Source organism: Kitasatospora sp. NPDC022856 (genome assembly GCF_055561235.1).
Window position 1 is genome coordinate 227,730 of record NZ_JBVHHE010000012.1, and the last position, 17,982, is coordinate 245,711.

General features: G+C 75.2%; 15 protein-coding genes. 8 read left to right on the plus strand and 7 right to left on the minus strand.

The window, feature by feature from the left end; genetic code table 11:
- Positions 1–45: 45 nt before the first annotated feature.
- Positions 46–1,095, minus strand: a complete 1,050-nt coding sequence (locus ACZ34W_RS17640) for a pseudouridine synthase (RefSeq protein WP_329486542.1) — start codon at positions 1,093–1,095, stop codon at positions 46–48.
- A gap of 121 nt (positions 1,096–1,216) precedes the next feature.
- Here ACZ34W_RS17640 and ACZ34W_RS17645 point away from each other — a divergent pair, with 121 nt between their 5' ends.
- Positions 1,217–2,308 carry a PP2C family protein-serine/threonine phosphatase gene (locus ACZ34W_RS17645; protein ID WP_465605087.1) on the plus strand — a complete coding sequence of 364 codons (1,092 nt, stop codon included), beginning with the start codon at positions 1,217–1,219 and terminating at the stop codon, positions 2,306–2,308.
- Between the two features lie 225 nt (positions 2,309–2,533).
- Positions 2,534–3,397 (plus strand): DUF5995 family protein, encoded by an 864-nt coding sequence (locus ACZ34W_RS17650; RefSeq protein ID WP_465605090.1) that lies wholly within the window; start codon positions 2,534–2,536, stop codon positions 3,395–3,397.
- 45 nt (positions 3,398–3,442) lie between these two features.
- On the opposite strand, the gene ACZ34W_RS17655 is transcribed toward ACZ34W_RS17650, so the two are convergent.
- The gene (locus tag ACZ34W_RS17655) at positions 3,443–4,882 is read right to left on the minus strand and encodes a GuaB1 family IMP dehydrogenase-related protein (RefSeq protein ID WP_329486545.1); all 1,440 of its coding nucleotides are present in this window, start codon (positions 4,880–4,882) and stop codon (positions 3,443–3,445) included.
- A 285-nt stretch (positions 4,883–5,167) separates the two neighbouring features.
- Between ACZ34W_RS17655 and ACZ34W_RS17660 the strand changes: the two genes are divergently transcribed.
- Both ACZ34W_RS17660 and ACZ34W_RS17665 read left to right on the plus strand, forming a co-directional pair.
- Positions 5,168–6,691, plus strand: coding sequence for an SDR family NAD(P)-dependent oxidoreductase (locus ACZ34W_RS17660; protein ID WP_465605094.1), 1,524 nt, complete (start codon positions 5,168–5,170; stop codon positions 6,689–6,691).
- Positions 6,692–6,762: 71 nt separating this feature from the next.
- Positions 6,763–7,218 (plus strand): nucleotide triphosphate diphosphatase NUDT15, encoded by a 456-nt coding sequence (locus ACZ34W_RS17665; RefSeq protein WP_329486546.1) that lies wholly within the window; start codon positions 6,763–6,765, stop codon positions 7,216–7,218.
- A gap of 106 nt (positions 7,219–7,324) precedes the next feature.
- Here the strand turns inward: ACZ34W_RS17665 and ACZ34W_RS17670 are convergent, their stop codons facing one another.
- The 3 genes from ACZ34W_RS17670 to ACZ34W_RS17680 are packed head-to-tail and all read right to left on the minus strand — an operon-like array spanning position 7,325 to position 10,757.
- A complete protein-coding gene (locus ACZ34W_RS17670; protein WP_465605097.1) occupies positions 7,325–9,553 on the minus strand; it encodes an FtsX-like permease family protein in 2,229 nt (742 codons plus the stop codon).
- Entirely contained in the window at positions 9,550–10,236 is a 687-nt protein-coding gene (locus tag ACZ34W_RS17675) for an ABC transporter ATP-binding protein (protein WP_465605100.1), read from the minus strand. Before ACZ34W_RS17675 ends, ACZ34W_RS17670 begins: the two co-directional genes overlap by 4 nt.
- Complete coding sequence (locus ACZ34W_RS17680) at positions 10,233–10,757, minus strand: PadR family transcriptional regulator (protein ID WP_329486549.1); 525 nt, start codon at positions 10,755–10,757, stop codon at positions 10,233–10,235. Before ACZ34W_RS17680 ends, ACZ34W_RS17675 begins: the two co-directional genes overlap by 4 nt.
- A 449-nt stretch (positions 10,758–11,206) precedes the next feature.
- Between ACZ34W_RS17680 and ACZ34W_RS17685 the strand changes: the two genes are divergently transcribed.
- Positions 11,207–11,875, plus strand: a complete 669-nt coding sequence (locus tag ACZ34W_RS17685) for an Rv1733c family protein (protein WP_329486550.1) — start codon at positions 11,207–11,209, stop codon at positions 11,873–11,875.
- A 106-nt stretch (positions 11,876–11,981) separates the two neighbouring features.
- Here the strand turns inward: ACZ34W_RS17685 and ACZ34W_RS17690 are convergent, their stop codons facing one another.
- The gene (locus tag ACZ34W_RS17690; RefSeq protein ID WP_329492037.1) at positions 11,982–12,629 is read right to left on the minus strand and encodes a YoaK family protein; all 648 of its coding nucleotides are present in this window, start codon (positions 12,627–12,629) and stop codon (positions 11,982–11,984) included.
- Between the two features lie 261 nt (positions 12,630–12,890).
- On the opposite strand from ACZ34W_RS17690, the gene ACZ34W_RS17695 reads away from it, so the two are divergent.
- The 3 genes from ACZ34W_RS17695 to ACZ34W_RS17705 all read left to right on the plus strand — a co-directional run bounded on the left by ACZ34W_RS17695 (position 12,891) and on the right by ACZ34W_RS17705 (position 16,851).
- Positions 12,891–13,259 carry a BlaI/MecI/CopY family transcriptional regulator gene (locus tag ACZ34W_RS17695; RefSeq protein ID WP_329492038.1) on the plus strand — a complete coding sequence of 123 codons (369 nt, stop codon included), beginning with the start codon at positions 12,891–12,893 and terminating at the stop codon, positions 13,257–13,259.
- Positions 13,256–14,143, plus strand: coding sequence for a M56 family metallopeptidase (locus ACZ34W_RS17700; protein ID WP_465605105.1), 888 nt, complete (start codon positions 13,256–13,258; stop codon positions 14,141–14,143). Before ACZ34W_RS17695 ends, ACZ34W_RS17700 begins: the two co-directional genes overlap by 4 nt.
- A gap of 287 nt (positions 14,144–14,430) precedes the next feature.
- Complete coding sequence (locus ACZ34W_RS17705; protein WP_465605108.1) at positions 14,431–16,851, plus strand: galactose-binding domain-containing protein; 2,421 nt, start codon at positions 14,431–14,433, stop codon at positions 16,849–16,851.
- A 63-nt stretch (positions 16,852–16,914) separates the two neighbouring features.
- Here ACZ34W_RS17705 and ACZ34W_RS17710 read toward each other — a convergent pair whose 3' ends face one another.
- Entirely contained in the window at positions 16,915–17,928 is a 1,014-nt protein-coding gene (locus ACZ34W_RS17710) for a LacI family DNA-binding transcriptional regulator (protein WP_465605111.1), read from the minus strand.
- Between the last annotated feature and the right edge of the window lie 54 nt (positions 17,929–17,982).

The window sequence follows — 17,982 nt, forward strand, 5'->3', positions numbered from 1 at the left end:
GGTGCGGATCGGACCGCAGGCCGGGGGGCCGGTGGTCCGTTCGGCCTAGATCGCCGGACCGAGGCCCGGGCCGTGGTCCCGGTCCCGGTCGGAGTCCTCGTCGGAGTCCCGGTCCGGGTCCCGGGCCGGACGGGGTGCGGGGACCGGCGCGTCGGCGGCCGCCCAGGACTGCGGATCGGCCCAGGCGGCCAGGGTGCGGCGGGTCTCGAAGCGGTGCGGCCGGCCGGTCAGCGGGTCGGTGAACTCGACCACGGAGGCGAGCAGTTGCAGCGGCCGGCGGAAGTCGTCCGGGGCCGGCTCGGGCAGCACCACCGGGTACACCGGATCCCCCAGGATCGGCACCCCGAGGCCGCTCATGTGCAGCCGCAGCTGGTGGGTGCGCCCGCTGAGCGGCCGCAGCCGGTAGCGGCCCAGACCGTCCCGGTGCTCGACCAGGTCGATCCGGCTCTCGCTGTTGGGCGGGGCGTCCAGCTCCCGCGCCGCGATCACGCCGCGCTCCTTGACGATGTGGCTGCGGACCGTACGGGGCAGCGCGAGCGCCGGATCGTGCGGTGCGACCGCCTGGTACTCCTTGCGCACCAGCCGGTCCCGGAAGAGCGTCTGGTACGCTCCCCGGTCCTCCGGCCGCACCACGAACATCGCCAGGCCCGCCGTCAGCCGGTCCAGCCGGTGCGCCGGGCTGAGCGCGGGCAGGTCGAGCCCGTGCCGCAGCCGGGAGAGCGCCGTCTCGACGACGTGCCGGCCGCGCGGGGTGGTGGCCAGGAAGTGCGGCTTGTCGACCACCACCAGGTGGTCGTCCCGGTACAGCACCTCCAGCTCGAACGGGACGGGGACCTCCGCGGGCAGGTCCCGGTAGAGCCAGAGGTGACCGGCGGGGCGGAACGGCTCCTCCGGCCCGATCGGGCCGTCCACGCCGACGATCTCACGCCCGCGCAGCAGCGCGTCGATCCGCGCCGGGTCGACGGTCGGCAGCCGCTCGGCCAGGTAGGCGCGCACCGTCGGCCACGGCCCCTCGGCGGGCAGCCGCAGGTGCACCGGGTCCACCCCGCGGCGCTGCGGGAGGGGTGCGGTCGGTGCCTTGCGCTTGCGTCTCATCTCACCGCCACCCTAACCGGGGCCACCGCGGCTCCCGGGGCTCGGCCGGATGCCCGAGGTGCCGGGGACGGCCGGGCCGGTGGAGAGTGGACAGTGGGCCCCGCCCACCGGAGGTGTACGCGTGACCAGAGTCGGCCCGGAGGACGCGCTGCCGGCGTTGCGCCTGCCCCGGCGGGCCAAGCGGCTACTCGGCTGCGCGTTCCTGCTGCTGGTCGCGGCCGTGGTGGCCGACCTGATCACCGGGCCGGGGACGACGCTCTCCCCCGTGCTCGCGGTGGCGCCGATGCTGGCGGGGGCGATCACCCGCTCGGCCCGGGTACCCCTGTTCGCCGGGGCGGTCGCCACCGCCGCCGTGGTGCTGCTGGAGCTCAGCAACAGCGGGCTGCCGCTGTCCGTGCACCTCGCCGCGCTGATCACCGTCCTGGCCGCCACCCTGGCCAGTGCCGCCAACGTCGTCCTGGTGGCGGCCCGGGAACGCGAACTCACCCAGGTCCGGACGGTGGCCGAGGCGGCGCAGCGGGCCCTGCTGCGCCCGCCGCCGGAACGGATCGGACCACTGCGGGTGGCCGTGCGGTACGCCGCCGCGGCGGCCGAGGCGCGGATCGGCGGGGACCTCTACGAGGTGGTGGACACCCCGCACGGGATCCGGATCCTGCTGGGGGACGTCCAGGGCCACGGGCTCCCGGCGGTGGAGACCGCCACGGACGTGCTGGGCGTGTTCCGGGAGGCCGCGCGGACCGAGCCCGACCTGGTCCGGGTGGCGGAGCGGCTGGACGCCGCGCTGTCCGAGCGCCGGGTCAACGAGCGCTTCGCGACCGCCTTCCTGCTGGACGTGGCCCCGGCCGGCGGGCCGGCCCGTTTCGTCAACTGCGGGCATCCGCACCCGCTGCTGCGCCGCGCCGGCCGGGTGACCGAGCTGGCTCCGCCGCTGCACGCCCCGCCGCTGGGCCTGCTCGGGCTGATCGGCGGGCACTACCGGGCGGGCGGCTTCGAGCCGCTCCCGGGGGACCTGCTGATCCTCTACACCGACGGCGTCTCGGAGGCCCGCGACACCGCGGACCGGTTCTACCCGCTGGCGGAGCGGCTCGCCGCGCTGCCGGCGACCGGCCCCGGGGACGTCCTGGACGCGCTGCTCGCCGAGGTCGGCGACTGGGCCGGCACCGCCGGGCCGACCGACGACGCGGCGCTCCTCGCCCTGCGCTGGGAGCAGTGAGCGCTGTCCCGGGAGCGGTGAGCCCCGGCCCGGGTACGGTGGATCACCGGCACCTTCGAGCTGTCGGTGGACGACGAGGGCGGCCACACCTACGCCCTGGAGTACGACCTGGGCTGACGGCACCGGGCGCGCACCGGCCCGGCCTCCGCGCGGCGCCCGACCGTTCACCCGGGCCGGCTGTCACGATGATGCGATCAGTGCACGATCGACATCGGAGGGTGACGCATGCCCGGTACGGCGGCCTCGGTGACGGGGGCGGGAGCAGGGGCACCGGCAACGAGGACGGTCGACGAGGTGCTCGGCCGGCTGCGGGCGATCGGGGCCGGACTGCCCCCGGACGACGGCGTGGCGGTGTTCAACCGGATGTACCTCACCGTCACGGACGCGGTGCGCCGCCGGCTGGCGCGCCCGGAGCGCTCACGCGGCGCCCCGGACCGCCCCGGCCGCCCGTACTTCGCCGACCCGGCCGGGATGGCCGAGCTGGACGTGGTCTTCGCCGGGCGCTACCTGCTGGCCCTGGACGCCGAGGCGGCCGGGCGGCCGGTACCGGCCTGCTGGCGGCCGCTCTTCGCCCTGCGGGCGCACCGGGGCGTGCACCCGCTGCAGTTCGCGCTGGCCGGGATGAACGCCCACATCCAGCACGACCTGCCGCTCGCCGTGCTCGACACCTGCCGGCGGCTCGGCTGCGGGCCCGAGCGGCTCGCCGGGGACTACCACCGGGTCAACGACCTGCTGGCCGGGGTGGAGACGGCCGTCCGGGAGCAGCTGATGCCCGGGCCGGACGCCCTGGAGCGGGCCGAGCCGCTGACGCACCTGCTGGGCACCTGGTCGGTCGACACCGCCCGCGAGGCGGCCTGGGCGACCGTCCGCGCGCTCTGGCAGCTGCGCGGCGTGCCGTCGGCCGCCGCGGCGCTCGCCGCCGCGCTGGACACCTCGGTCGGCCTGCTCGGCCGTGCCCTGCTCACGCCGCTCGGCCCGGACCGGCCCCGCGCCGGGGGCGCGGCACCCCCGGCGGACGGGCCGCTCGCTCCCGAGCGGCCGACGGCCGGCCGGCTCCCCGTGGCGAGGAACCGGCCGGCCGTCGGTTGACCGTGCGTCGGGCGCCTGGTCCCCACTCGGTCCGGACCGCCGCGATCAGGCCCAGCTGGAGTGCAGCGGCTTGCCCTCGGCGTAGCCGGCCGCGCTCTGGATGCCGACCACGGCCTTCTCGTGGAACTCCTCCAGGCTGGAGGCGCCCGCGTAGGTGCAGGAGCTGCGCACCCCGGCGACGATCGAGTCGATGAGGTCCTCGACGCCCGGGCGGGCCGGGTCGACGAACATCCGGGAGTGCGAGATGCCCTCCTCGAAGAGCGCCTTGCGGGCGCGGTCGTAGGAGGAGTCCTGCGAGGTGCGGTTGCTCACCGCGCGCGCCGAGGCCATCCCGAAGCTCTCCTTGTACTGGCGGCCGTCGGCGGTGGTCTGCAGGTCGCCCGGGGACTCGTACGTCCCGGCGAACCAGGAGCCGATCATCACGTTGGACGCGCCGGCGGCCAGCGCCATCGCGACGTCGCGCGGGTGGCGGACGCCGCCGTCGGCCCAGACGTGCTTGCCGAGCCGGCGGGCCTCGGCCGCGCACTCCAGGACGGCGGAGAACTGCGGCCGGCCGACGCCGGTCATCATCCGGGTGGTGCACATCGCGCCGGGGCCGACACCGACCTTGAGGATGTCGGCGCCCGCCTCGACCAGGTCGCGGACACCGTCGGCGGAGACCACGTTGCCGGCCACGATCGGGATCCGCGGGTCGAGCCCGCGCACCGCGCGCAGCGCGCTGATCATGGACTCCTGGTGGCCGTGCGCGGTGTCGACCACCAGCACGTCGGCGCCGGCCTCGATCAGCGCCTTGGCCTTGCCGGCCACGTCGCCGTTGATGCCGACGGTGGCGGCGACCCGCAGGTGGCCCCGCGCGTCGACGGCCGGGGTGTAGAGGGTGGCGCGCAGCGCGTTCTTGCGGGTCAGGATGCCGACCAGGCGGCCGTCGGCGTCGACCACCGGCGCGAGCTTGCGGTGCGCCTCGGTGAGCTTGTCGAAGGCGGCGCGCGGGTCGATGCCCTCCTCCAGCAGCAGCAGGTCGCGGGACATCACGTCGGCGAGGCCGGTGAAGCGGTCGACGCCCTGGCAGTCGGAGTCGGTGACCACGCCGATCGGCTTGCCGTCCTCGACCACGACCAGCGCGCCGTGGGCGCGCTTGTGCAGCAGCGAGAGGGCCTCGGCGACGGTGGCGCCCGGGGCCAGCGTGATGGCGGTGTCGTGCACCAGGTGGCGCTGCTTGACCCAGCCGATGACGTCGGCGATCACCTCGGTCGGGATGTCCTGCGGGATGGCGACCAGACCGCCGCGGCGGGCCACGGTCTCGGCCATCCGGCGGCCGGCGATGGCGGTCATGTTGGCCACCACCAGCGGGATGGTGGTGCCGGTGCCGTCGTTCGAGGAGAGGTCGACACCCTGCCGGGAGCCCACGGCGGAGCGGCTGGGGACCATGAAGACGTCGTCGTACGTGAGGTCGTACGAGGGCTTGAGGTCGTTCAGGAAGCGCATGAAGAAAGGGCTCTCTGGCTGGGAGAAGGTACACCTCGGGTGCGGTTGCGGCGAGGCCGCCGGGCGCACTCGGGCGCCCGGCACCCAACGTTCGATTCTCCGGTACGGGGCGGGCAAAAGCCAGTTCGACCCCGATCGCTGGCACAGTGCACAACACATGATCAGCAGCGCGGGCCATGCCTTGGAGCTTCCTCCAAGTGATCGCCTTTTCGCCCCGGCCAGGGCCGCTCCCGTAGCATTCACGCGGTAACGGCGAGGCAATCCAGGAAAGCGGCAGCGGGCATCATGACGGCGGGCGTGGACATCGAGCAGGGCATCGAGCAGGGCGGCGGCACGGAGGTCAGCACCGAGGAGGAGCTCGACTACGGTCCCGGCCTCGACCCCGAGCGGCTGCGGCTCTGCCTGGACGTGATCGCCGAGCTGGACCAGCTGCACGTCGACCACCCGGACGCGATCACCGTCCGCCAGGCCGTCGGCGGCATATTCCGCACGCTCAAGCAGCGCCGCCGCCAGGAGACCCGGGCCCGCAAGACCGCGAACGACCGCGCGGTCACCGCCCGCACCGCCACCGGCGCGCCCAGCCGGATCGACGACGAGACGGCCGGCGCGTTCGGCCTGACCACCGTCACCACCACCGAGATCGCCGGCATCCTGGAGCGCCCGCGCTCCTGCTACACCTGCAAGCAGCGCTACGTCGAGGTGGACGCGTTCTACCACAACCTCTGCCAGGCCTGCGCGGTGAAGAACCGCGCCCGCCGGGACGCCCGCGCCGACCTCACCGGCAAGCGCGCGCTGCTCACCGGCGGCCGGGCCAAGATCGGCATGTACATCGCGCTGATGCTGCTCCGCGACGGCGCGCACACCACCATCACCACCCGGTTCCCCAACGACGCCATCCGCCGCTTCACCGCGATGCCGGACAGCGCCGACTGGCTGCACCGCCTGAAGATCGTCGGCATCGACCTGCGCGACCCGGCCCAGGTCCTGGCACTGGCCGACGAGGTCGCCGCCGACGGCCCGCTGGACATCCTGATCAACAACGCCGCGCAGACGGTGCGCCGTCCGCCGGAGTCGTACCGCGAGCTGGTCAACGCCGAGTCCGCGCCGCTGCCGGCCGGCGAGCTGCCGCAGTCCACCACCATCGGCCGCTTCGGCAGCGGCAGCGTGGACCTGCCCGCGCTGCCCGCCCAGGCGACCGGCGGCGGCGAGCGGATCTCCGCCGAGGACGTCACCTCCCTCGCCCTGGTCACCGGCTCCGCCACGCCCGCCCGGATCGAGGCCGGCACCGCGATCGACGCCGGCGGGCTGGTGCCCGACCTCGCGCCCACCAACAGCTGGGTGCAGACCGTCAACGAGGTAGGCCCGGTGGAGCTGCTGGAGGTCCAGCTCTGCAACTCCACCGCGCCGTTCATCCTGATCAGCCGGCTGCGCCCGGCGATGGCCGCCTCGGCGTCCCGCCGCAAGTACGTGGTCAACGTCTCCGCGATGGAGGGCGTCTTCGCCCGCGGCTACAAGGGCGCCGGCCACCCGCACACCAACATGGCCAAGGCCGCGCTGAACATGCTCACCCGCACCAGCGCGCAGGAGATGTTCGAGTCCGACGGCATCCTGATGACCGCCGTCGACACCGGCTGGATCACCGACGAGCGCCCGCACCCGGACAAGATGCGGCTGGCCGACGAGGGCTTCCACGCCCCGCTCGACCTGGTCGACGGCGCGGCCCGGGTGTACGACCCGATCGTCCGCGGCGAGCAGGGCGAGGACCTCTACGGCTGCTTCCTGAAGGACTTCGACCGCGCCGCCTGGTAGGCCCCACCGTCCGGTGGCCCCCGCCGCCCGGTGGACCCCGCCGTCCGGTAGACCCCGCGAGGAGGACCGAGTTGACCACCGCACCGCTGATCGGCGCCGGCGTGATCGTGCCCACCGGTGACGGCCGGGTGCTGCTCGGCCACCGGATCACCGCCGGCGAGCCGCCCACCTGGAGCCTGCCGGGCGGCAAGGTGGACGACCCGGGCGAGTCCTTCGAGCAGGCCGCGGCGCGCGAACTCGCCGAGGAGACCGGCATCGTGCTGCCGGCCTCGGCGATGCGGGTGCTCGCCGTGCTGCTCGACCACGAGCTGGGCCGCCCCCGGCTGACCGCGGCCGTACTCGCCCCGCCGAGCCTGGCCGCGGCCCTGGTCACCGAGCCGCACGCCTGCGCGGGTTGGGAGCGCGTCGCGATCGACGCCCTGCCCGAGCCGATGTTCTACCCGTCGGCGCTGGTCCTCGGCAGCTGGCTGCCGCACCTCCCCCCGGTGATCCGGGCCGGGACGCACGCGTACCCCGTCGCCGGGTAGGGCGACGGGGCACCGCGGCCCGGGCGGGCCCTCCGCGGGCAGGTTCGGCGGTGAGCGGGTGAAGCCGTGGGCGGGTCGAGCCGTGGGCGGGCCGGCTGAGGGCGGGTCAGCCGTTGCGGGCCGCCTCCGGGCCGGTCAGCCGCCTCAGCAGCGGGAGCGTCGAGGCGATGATCCCGAGCGAGGCCGCCAGCCCGAGCGCCACCAGCGCGAAGTACACCGCCCCCGGTGACACCAGGTCGTAGTGCATCTGCGACGTGAGGAACATCGCCGCCGCCCCGAACCCGGTGCCGGTCGCGATCACCGACACCACCAGCAGCGGCAGCGCGCTCTCCAGCCCGACCACCCGTCGCAGCAGGCCGAGCGGCGCCCCGGTGAGCCGCAGCATCGCGAACGGGCGCCGACGGTCCGAGAGGCCCGCCACCACGCTGACCGCGAGGCTGCACCCGGCGATCGGCAGCGTGGTCAGCAGCACCACGTTGGCCAGCTGCCGCCAGCCGGCCAGCTGCTTCTGCTGGCTGGAGCCCCAGTCGCCGACCGTCCGCGCCCGGTACTGCGGGTACGCCTCGGTCAGCAGGGTGCGGGTCCGCTCCATGGCCGCGACGGAGCCGTCGGTGGACACGTAGACGTTGCGCACCGGGAGCGCGGCCGCCTCCTCGGCGGAGACCGGCGCGGCCGGCCACTCGTGCGCGGCATTGGACCTCAGGTCCAGGAAGGCCCACTGCGGGACACCCGCGACGCTCGCACCGGCCGGGCAGTGGCCGGCCACCGGGGTCTGCGCGAGGTCGCCGCAGAGCACCAGGCTCGGGGAGAAGCCGGGCCGCTCGCCCGGCTCGGCGCCGAGCGCCCGCGGGTTGTCGTGGCCCACCGTGAGGCCCCGGAACCCCGGCACCGCCCGGAGGTCCGCCAGCAGTCGCTCCGGCAGCGCGTCCGTCATCGGCGGCTCGTCGACCATCGCGCCGTGCTCCACCACGACCCGGGTCTGCGGATCCCCGCTGAGCGCGCCGCGGTTCTCGTTGATGGTGCCGATGATGCAGACCGTGGCCGTGGTGACGAAGAGGGCGAGGACGAGCCCGGCGACCGAGCGGAACCCGGTCCTGGGGTCGTCCGCGAGCCGCCGCACCGCGATCAGTGTGGCCGGGCGGCTGGTGCGGGCGGCGACGGCCCGGGCCGCGACCATGGTGAGCCAGGGCCCGGCGACCACCAGCCCGAGCATGATCAGGAGGAAGCCGGTCAGATAGGCCGCCGTCTGCTGGCCGGTGGTGTCCGGGCGGCGGTTCACGAAGAAGCCGAGCTCGGCGAGGCCGGCCAGCAGCGGGACCAGCCGCCAGTGGGTCGGCGGCTTGGGGGTGACCCGGCGGGTGACCCCCAGCGGGGAGACGGTGACCCGACGCAGCGCCAGCCGGGCCGCGACCGCCGCCGCCACCGGAACGCCGACGGCCACCGCCACCGCCTGGAGCGGGGTGAGCGTCAGGTCGTCGAGGAAGAACCGGTCACCGGTGAACGGGACGGTCGCCGCCAGCGGGCGCAGCGCCAGGTGGAGGCCGAAACCGAGGACCGTGCCGACGGCGGCGGCCACCGTGGACTCGACCGCCGAGATCAGCGAGATCTGCCCCGGGGTGGCGCCGACCAGCCGCATGGCCGCGTAGCGCTGCTCGCGGGTGGCGGCGGAGAGCCGGGTGGCGGTGCCGATGAAGACGACCACCGGGAAGATCAGCGCCCCGGCCACGACCGAGAGGATCAGCGTCATGGCGTCGCCGCGCGTGCCCGGCCCCGGGCAGTCGTTGTCGCAGGTGGGCGGCAGGGCGGTGGCGATGGTGGTGACCTCCCGCGCCCCCGGCACGGTCGAGATCTCCGCCGCCGTCCGGCCCGCGACCACGAACAGGGAGTCCGGGGAGGGCAGCGCCGCGTCGCCGAGGACGCCGGCCAGCCGGCCGGGGAAGCGGTCGCCCAGCTCGCCGGCCGGGGTCCTGCGCAGCAGTTCGGCCAGCGCGGGCGAGACGTAGTACTCCCCGGGCGCGGGCACCGCGTCGAGCCCCGGCGGGACGGGCGCCGTCGGCCCGGTGGCGGCGACGTCGACCCGCAGGATCTGCTCGCCGTCGTAGTAGTCCCCGTGGGCCCACCACCAGAGCGGGTCCACGGGGGCCGTCTCGGTCCGGCTCGCCGCGCCGGTGTTGGTCCACACGGCCCGGTCGTTGGCCTGGCCGACGGCGTTGATGCTCGCCAGCGTGGAGAGCAGCAGACCGACGCCGATCGCCACGGCGGCGGCGATGACGGCCAGCCGGGCCAGGGCCTCCCGCCCGCCGCTGACGGCGAGGCGCAGCGCGAAGGCGATCATCGGCCCACCGGGTCCGCCGAGAGCGAGGTGGCCCGGCCGTCGCGCACGATCGCCTCGCGGTCGGCGTAGGCGGCGACCCGGGGCTCGTGGGTGACCAGGATGACGGTGGTGCCCTGCTCGCGGGCCGCGCCGACCATCAGCTCCATCACCTGCTCACCGGTCAGCGAGTCCAGCGCGCCGGTCGGCTCGTCGGCGAACAGCACCCGGGGGCGCGCCACCAGGCCGCGGGCGAGCGCGACGCGCTGCGCCTGACCGCCCGACAGCTCACCGGAGCGGCGCTTCCCCAGGCCGTCCAGCCCCAGCCGGGCGAACCAGGGCCGGGCCTCGGCCAGCGCCGCCGCCCGCCGGGTGCCGCTCAGCAGCAGCGGCAGCGCGACGTTCTCCTCGGCGGTCAACTCGGGGACGAGCTGGCCGAACTGGAAGACGAAGCCGAACCGGTCGCGCCGCAGGGCGCTGCGCCCGGCCTCGTTCATGGTGTCGATCCGCTGCCCGTCGAACAGGACCTCGCCGGAGGACGGGGTGAGGATGCCGGCCAGGCAGTGCAGCAGCGTCGACTTGCCGGAGCCGCTGGGGCCCATGATCGCGAGCACCTCACCGGCGCCGACGGCCAGGCTCGCGCCGCGCAGGGCCGGGGTCTCGCCGTAGGCGAGCGTGATGTCGCGGGCCTCGATCAGCGACGTCATGACCGCACCGCCTCGGCGAGCGCGTCCAGGCGGGCGGTGGTCAGGTCGATCCAGCGCAGATCGGCCTCCAGGTGGAACAGCCCGTGGTCGGCGAGCAGGGCGTCGACCAGCTCGCCGCCCCGGCGCAGCTCGGTGAGTTCGCGCATCCGCCGCAGGTGGGCGGCGCGCTGGGTGTCGAGGTACACCTCGGCGTCGCGGCCGAGCATCAGGGCCAGCACCACCTTGGTGAAGAGCACCGTCTGCAGGCTGGGCTCGGGCGCGACGGGCTCGGTGAGCCAGTGCTCGAACTCCGTCACACCGGCCTCGGTGATCACGTAGCGCTTGCGCTCGGGGCCGTCGCCGGGCTCGGCCTCGCCGGGCACCACCTTGCCGTCCCGGGCCAGCCGGCCGAGCGTGGCGTAGACCTGGCCGTAGGGCAGGGGCTTGCCCCGGCCGAAGAAGGTGTCGTAGTCGCGCTTGAGGTCGTAGCCATGGCTCGGCTCTCGCTCCAGCAGCCCGAGAAGGGTCAGGGGAACACTCATGAGAGGACCATACACCCGACGTATACCCCGAGTGTATAGCTGGCGAGAATACGGCTCCGAGCTGCGAAGACGCTGATCCGTTGGAGGGAATTGGCCTCCCGGGAACCGGCGGGGCGGTGAGCGGGAGGCGGCCCCGCACCGCCTTCCGCGCCACACCGGCGGCCCGACCTGCCCCCACAGCGGGCCGGGCCGACCGCGTCCCGACACCTCTCGGACGCGGCACCCGCCAGCCTGCCCCGGCCACCCCACCGGCGCCGAGGGCCGAACGTCCCGGTCGCGCGGCGGGCCCCGGTCCTGACGGCCGGTCGGCGGGCGGGCGCCGCGGTACGAGCGCGCACGACTCTTGTGCCGCGGCCGGAGCGGAGGGAGATTGAGAGCCGGAGCCCGGCGGACGATCCCGGCCGGGCGCCCGAGCGCCGCTGCGACCTACCACCCGAGGAGCACGCATCGTGTCCAGCACCTCCGGCCCGGTCCGGCCCGCGTCGCTCCCGCGGCGGGCCGGACGGCAGCTGCGGCAGGCCCTCGGCAGCCACCGCTCCCCCCTGGTCCGGCCGCTGGACCGGTCCCGCGGCCGGGCCTGGTGCACGGCCGCGCTGGCGATCCTGCTCGCCCTGACCGCCGCCGTCGTCGGCGCGCTGCTCGGCTACCGGACCGTCGGGCGGGACGCCGACGCGGACCTGGCACGGCTGCGCCGGGTCGACGCCGTCGTGCTCTCCACCGACCGGCACGGAGCCGCCGTGGGAAGCCGCTCGGCGGGCGGCTACCAGGGCAGGGTGGCCGCCGAGGCCACCTGGACCGCGCCGAACGGGCAGTGGCGCACCGGCACCATCGAGGTGCACCGGACCGCCGTGGTCGGAACCACCGTCCCCGTCTGGGTGGACGAGGCCGGTCTGGTGACCGATCCCCCGACCACCCGGGCGGGCGTGGCGATCGAGGCGGTCTGCGTGGGCCTCGCGGGCTTCACCGTCGTCGGCGCGGGCGTCGTGGCCGCCCTCGCCCTGCGCCTGCGGACCCTCGACCGGCGGGCCGACCTCGCCTGGCAGCGGTCCTGGAGCAGGCTCGAACCGCTCTGGAGCGGCCGCGCGAGCCACAGCCCGGACGGAGCGCAGGGCGACTGACCCCGGCCGGGGCCGCCGGGCCGGCCCGGCGGCCCCCGAAGTCCGCCGCCCGGACCGGCTCCGGGTCCGGGGCCGGGGCCGGGTCCTTCGCCCGACCGTCGGCGCCTCAGGACCCGCCGTCCCACCCGGTCCAGGCCGGGGCGGGGAGGCCGGCGGACGCCCGGTGGGTGAGCACGGCGACGGCCACCAGGAGGGCCAGCGCCAGGGCGAGGGCGATCGGCACATCGGCGTTCAGGACCAGCGCGGCGCCCAGGACGGCACCGCCGAACATCCAGACCGCCGAGGCGAAGCGGCGGATCCCGGCCAGGTCGGCGGCCAGGCCGGTCAGGGTCATGGTGAGCACGGTGGTGGTGAGGTCGGGCACCTTGAGGGAGCGGACGACGGCGTTCTGCAGCCCCATCGCGAACCCGAGCAGACCGGTCAGCGCGTAGCGCGCGGGCTCGCCGGTGTGGCCGGCCAGCGCCGCCAGGGCGGTGCCGAGGGCCACCAGCACCGCCTGGACGGCGGCGGAGACGACCAGCAGCCGGCCCCGGTGGCCGGGCAGGCGTTCGCTGAGCCGGCCACCGGCGAGCGCGCCCGCCAGGAACGCGCCCAACGCGGTGAGCGAGGCGGTGGCGGAGAACCCGGCCGCGCCCGCCAGGGCGAAGCCCAGGAAGACCACGTTGCCCGTCATGTTGGCGACGAAGACGTGCCCGAGGGCGAGGTAACTCACCGCGTCCACCAGCCCGGTGACGACGGTGAGCAACAGCAGCATCGGCACCAGCGGGCCGTGCCGGGGGTCGCTCCACACAGCTGTCCTCCTCCGGTTCGCGCGCTCCGGTGGGCTCCGGCGCTCCGTCCGTTCTACGCCCGTCCGCCCGCCCGGGGCACGCCGAACCCCCGCCGGTGCCCGAACGGCTCCACCGCGCCCACCGGGAGAGCGCCGAACGGGCACCTCGGCCGCCGCCCGTACGATGGGCCGGTGGGCGGCCGGCCAGGGCGGCCGGGTGCGGATGGAAGGGGCGTTCGGGCGGTGTTGCGCGGGTTCGGCGATCTGGAGGCCGAGATCATGGACCGCCTCTGGTCCTGGGGCCGGGCGGCCACCGCCCGCGAGATCGTCGACGACCTGCTGCTGCGGCGGCCGCTCGCCTACACCACCGTCACCACCGTGGCCGACATCCTGCACACCAAGGGGTGGCTGCGCCGGGAGAAGGTCGGCCGGGCGTGGGTGTACGAGCCGACCTGCACCCGCGAGGCGTACACCGCCCAACTGATGCACCAGGCACTGGAGACCACCTCCGACCGGGCCGGGGCCCTGCTGCACTTCGTCGACCGGATGAGCGGGGACGAGGCCTCGGCCCTGCTGGCGGCCCTGGAGCAGGTGAAGGAGCGGGACACCCCGTGACGCTCGCGCTGCTGGCGCTCCACCTCGTCCTGGTCGGCGCCGTCCTCCCCCGGTGGCTGGCCGGTTCGCGCCGGCTCCAGGCCCGGCCGGCGGCGGGCGTCGCGGTCTGGCTGGCACTGATGGCCTCCTTCGGGACCGCGCTGCTGCTCGCGGCGCACCACCTGGCGGCGACGCTCGGCCACCGGCCGGCCGGGCTGGCCGGACTGCTCCCGCACGTCGAGGCCGGTCCGGCCACCGACCCGCACGCGCACGGCTGGTGGGCGCCGGCCGCGGTGGCGCTCGCCCTGGGCGGGGTCGCCGTGGCCCTCGGGACGCGGGCCGCGCGGCTGCGGAGCCGGCACCGGGCGGTGCTGGACGTGGTCGCGGTCCGCGACCGGCACCACCGCGCGCTGGTGCTCGACGACGCCCGGCCGGCCGTCTACTGCCTGCCCGGCCGCCGGGCCCGGGTGGTGGTGTCGCGCGGCGCGGTGGAGCTGCTCGACGAGCGCCGGCTGGCCGCCGCGGTCGCGCACGAGCGCGGGCACATCCGGGGGCGCCACCACCTGGCGCGGCTCGCGGTGGACACCTTCGCCCTGCCCCTCGGCCGGCTGCCGCTGGCCCGCACCGGCCGGGCGGAGCTGGCGCTGCTGCTGGAGATGGCCGCCGACGACGCCGCGCTGGCGACCGCGACGCGCTCCGAACTGGCCTCCGCCCTCTGCCTGCTGGCCACGGCCGGCCCGGCCGGCGGGCCCGCGTTCGCGGCGGCCGCCACCGGCGTCCTCGCCCGCGTCCAGCGCCTGGGCCGACCCGAGGTCACGCCCCGCCCCTGGGTCTCCGTCTGCCGCGTCGGCGCGGCCTCCGCCCCCCTGCTCCCCTACCTGCTGGCCTGCGCGCAGCACCCGTAGGGCTCCGGGGCCGGAGCGATCCGGCCATGTCCGGGTGCGGTCGGCGGGGCGGGAGTGGCGGCGCGGGAGTGCGTCCGGCCGCGCCGGCGACGCGGTGGTGATGACCTGCTCCGGGCGTGCCTGCCGGATCGTCGGTCGGGCGCTCCCCGCGGCATGCCCGGTCCCCGACACCTCCCTTCTTGCGGAGTGACTGTCAATATTTTGCGCATATCCATGGACTTCATGCAGAAACGCCCCTAGTGTTCCCCTCGCTCGGCCTCCCACCCACGCCAGTGAGGACGTCGCCCATGCCACCTCCCGCCTTCCGCCGTCTGCGCGCACCGCTCGCCGCGCTGACCGCCGCCGCCCTCTCCGCGGCCGCCCTGCTCACCGTCACCACCCAGCCCGCGCACGCCGCGGCCGTGCCGACCCTCTCGCCGCTGGACGTCCCCGACCGGGGCGCCGCCGTGAAGTTCAAGGAGCAGGAGGCCGAGTTCGCGGCCACCAACGGCACGGTGATCGGCCCCGAGCGCCGCTACGGCACACTCCCCTCGGAGGCCTCCGGCCGCCAGGCCGTCACGCTGTCCGCGACCGGCCAGTACGTCGAGTTCACGCTGACCGCCCCGGCCGACGCGATGAGCTTCCGCTACAGCCTGCCGGACAGCGCGGACGGCCGGGGCCGGGACGCCTCGATCGACCTCCTGGTCAACGGGTCGAAGCTGAAGTCCGTCCCGGTCACCTCGAAGTACGGCTGGTACTACGGGGGTTACCCCTTCAACAACAACCCCGGGGACACCGACCCGCACCACTTCTACGACGAGACCCGGACCATGTTCGGCTCCTCGCTGCCCGCCGGCACGAAGATCCGGCTGCAGGTGTCCTCGACCGCGCAGTCCCCCGCCTTCACCGTCGACCTGGCCGACTTCGAGCAGGTCGGCGCGCCGATCGGCAAGCCCGCCGGGTCGATCGACGTGGTGGCGGACTTCGGCGCCGACCCGACCGGGGCCGGCGACAACACCGCGCGGTTCCAGAGCGCGGTCGACGCCGGCCGGGCCCAGGGCCGGACGGTCTACATCCCGCCGGGCAGCTACACGCTGTACGACCACGTGGTGGTGGACGGCGTCACCCTGGCCGGGGCCGGGCCCTGGTACAGCGTTCTCGGCGGCCGCGACCCGGTCAACCGCAACCGGGCCGCCGGGATCTACGGCAAGTACGTGGCGGGCGGCGGCTACGGCGGGGCGGTCCGGCCGCAGGAGGCCAACGGCCCGAGCCGGAACGTCACCCTGCGGGACTTCGCCGTCATCGGCGACATCCGCGAGCGGGTGGACGACGACCAGGTGAACGCGCTCGGCGGGGCGATGAGCGACTCCACCGTGGACAACCTGTGGATCCAGCACACCAAGGTCGGCGCCTGGATGGACGGGCCGATGGACCGGTTCACCATCCGGAACAGCCGCATCCTGGACCAGACCGCGGACGGCGTGAACTTCCACACCGGGGTGACGAACTCGACGGTGACCAACACCTTCGTCCGCAACACCGGTGACGACGGCCTCGCCTCCTGGCCGGAGCGCGTCCCCAACGCGGGAGACAGCTTCACCCACAACACCGTGGTCGTCCCCGTGCTGGCCAACAACATCGTGACGTACGGGGGCCGGGACTTCACGATCTCCGACAACGTGATGGCGGACACCGTCAGCAACGGCGGCGGCCTGCACATCGCCAACCGGTACCCGGGGGTCGGCTCGGGCTGGGGGACCGCCGTCGCGGGCACCGTCAACGCGCTCCGGAACACCCTGATCCGGACCGGGAACAGCGACTACAACTGGAACTTCGGCGTCGGGGCGGTCTGGTTCAGCGGCCTCAACGAGCCGATCAGCGGAGCCGCGATCACCATCGGCGACACCGACATCCTGGACAGCTCCTACGAGGCGATCCAGACCATCGAGGGCTCGTCCAGCGGGATCGCCTTCACCGGCGTGACCATCGACGGCGCGGGTACCTACGCCATCCAGGCGCAGGCCGAGTCGACGATGCGGTTCACCGGTGTGAAGGCCCGCAACATCGCCCAGTCCGCCACCCCGACCCACAACTGCGTCGGCGCCGGCTTCCGGATCACCGACGGCGGCGGCAACTCCGGCTGGGCGGGCTCCACCTGCGGCGGCACCTGGCCGGCCCCGCAGTTCACCTACGGCGGCCGACCGGGCGGCGGCGGCCCGGGCACCCCGAGCCCGTCCGGCACCCCGAGCCCCTCGACCACACCCACCCCCACGCCCACCCCGTCGACCACGCCCACCCCGACCACGCCGCCCGGCACGGTGGACCTGCTGCACGGCAGGGCGATCGCGGCGAGCAGCTACACCGACGTCTACCCCCCGCAGCGGGCCGACGACGGCGACCGGGCCAGCTACTGGGAGAGCGCCAACAACGCCTTCCCGCAGTGGATCACGGGTGACCTCGGCAGCCCCGTCGCGGTCGGCCGACTGGTGCTCACCCTGCCGCCCGGCTGGGAGGCGCGGACCCAGACCCTGACCGTCCAGGCCTCCACCGACGGCGGCTCCTGGAGCACGGTCAAGCCCTCGGCCGGGTACCGCTTCGACCCGGCCACCGGGAACACCGTCACCGTCCAGGTGCCCGGGACGACCGCCCGCTACCTGCGGCTCACCTTCACCGGCAACACCGGCTGGCCGGCCGGCCAGCTCTCCGAGTTCCAGGTGTACGGCCCCTGACGGACCGGCACGCACGCAGGCCCCCGGAGACCGACACGGTCTCCGGGGGCCTGCCCGTCTCGGTCAGGACCGGGCGCGCGGCGGCGCCGTCGACCCCCGGACCACCAGTTCCGGCTCGAACAGCAGCTCGTCGTGGGTGATCCGGACTCCGCCGATCTCCCCCACCAGGAGGTCCACCGCGGCCCGGCCCATCGCCTCGATCGGCTGCCGGACGGTGGTCAGCGGCGGATCGGTGCAGGTCATGAAGGACGAGTCGTCGTAGCCGATCACCGACACGTCGTCCGGCACCGAGAGACCGGCCCGGCGGGCCGCCCTGATCGCACCGAGCGCCAGCGGGTCGCTGGCGCAGATGATCCCGGTGACGCCCTCGCGGAGCAGCCGGGTGGTGGCGGCCTGGCCGCCCTCCAGGGTGAACAGCGCCCGCTCGACCCGGCTCTCCGGGAGGTCGAGGCCGGCCTTCGCCGCCGCGGCCCGCGCGGCGGCCAGCTTGCGCCGGGACGGCACGTGGTCGGCCGGGCCGAGCACCAGCCCGATCCTGCGGTGGCCGAGCTGGCGCAGGTGCCCGACGGACTGCTCGACGGCGACCGCGTCGTCGCAGGACACCCGGGCGAAGTCGAGGCCCTCGATGGCCGCGTTCAGCAGCACCGTCGGCAGGCTGCGCTCGGCCAGCCGGTCGTAGTGGTCGTGGGCGGCGTCGGCCTGGGCGTAGAGGCCGCCGAAGAAGACCACTCCGGAGACCTGCTGGGAGAGCAGCAGGTCGACGTAGTCCGCCTCGGACACCCCGCCGGCGGTCTGGGTGCAGAGGACCGGGGTGAACCCCTGGCCGGCCAGCGCGCCGCCGACCGCCTCGGCGAAGGCCGGGAAGATCGGGTTCTGCAGCTCCGGCATGACCAGGCCCACCAGCCGGGCGCGTTCGCCGCGCAGCTGGGTGGGGCGCTCGTAGCCGAGCACGTCCAGGGCGGTCAGCACGGCGGCCCTGGTCGCCTCCGAGACGCCGGGCTTGTCGTTCAGCACCCGGCTGACGGTGGCCTCGCTGACCCCGACCTTCTGCGCCACCTGGGCAAGTCGTCGTGTCATGGGGGGAGTGTACGTCGTTCCTCGCAAGAATTTGCGTCTACTTGCGCTCTCTTG

Bases quoted from the DNA above. Each gene is read 5' to 3' on its own strand.
- ACZ34W_RS17705 (WP_465605108.1), top strand. From the start codon at position 14,431: ATGCCACCTCCCGCCTTCCGCCGTCTGCGCGCACCGCTCGCCGCGCTG.
- ACZ34W_RS17655 (WP_329486545.1), bottom strand. From the start codon at position 4,882: ATGCGCTTCCTGAACGACCTCAAGCCCTCGTACGACCTCACGTACGAC.
- ACZ34W_RS17660 (WP_465605094.1), top strand. From the start codon at position 5,168: ATGACGGCGGGCGTGGACATCGAGCAGGGCATCGAGCAGGGCGGCGGC.
- ACZ34W_RS17675 (WP_465605100.1), bottom strand. From the start codon at position 10,236: ATGACGTCGCTGATCGAGGCCCGCGACATCACGCTCGCCTACGGCGAG.
- ACZ34W_RS17650 (WP_465605090.1), top strand. From the start codon at position 2,534: ATGCCCGGTACGGCGGCCTCGGTGACGGGGGCGGGAGCAGGGGCACCG.
- ACZ34W_RS17640 (WP_329486542.1), bottom strand. From the start codon at position 1,095: ATGAGACGCAAGCGCAAGGCACCGACCGCACCCCTCCCGCAGCGCCGC.
- ACZ34W_RS17680 (WP_329486549.1), bottom strand. From the start codon at position 10,757: ATGAGTGTTCCCCTGACCCTTCTCGGGCTGCTGGAGCGAGAGCCGAGC.
- ACZ34W_RS17710 (WP_465605111.1), bottom strand. From the start codon at position 17,928: ATGACACGACGACTTGCCCAGGTGGCGCAGAAGGTCGGGGTCAGCGAG.
- ACZ34W_RS17690 (WP_329492037.1), bottom strand. From the start codon at position 12,629: ATGCTGCTGTTGCTCACCGTCGTCACCGGGCTGGTGGACGCGGTGAGT.
- ACZ34W_RS17670 (WP_465605097.1), bottom strand. From the start codon at position 9,553: ATGATCGCCTTCGCGCTGCGCCTCGCCGTCAGCGGCGGGCGGGAGGCC.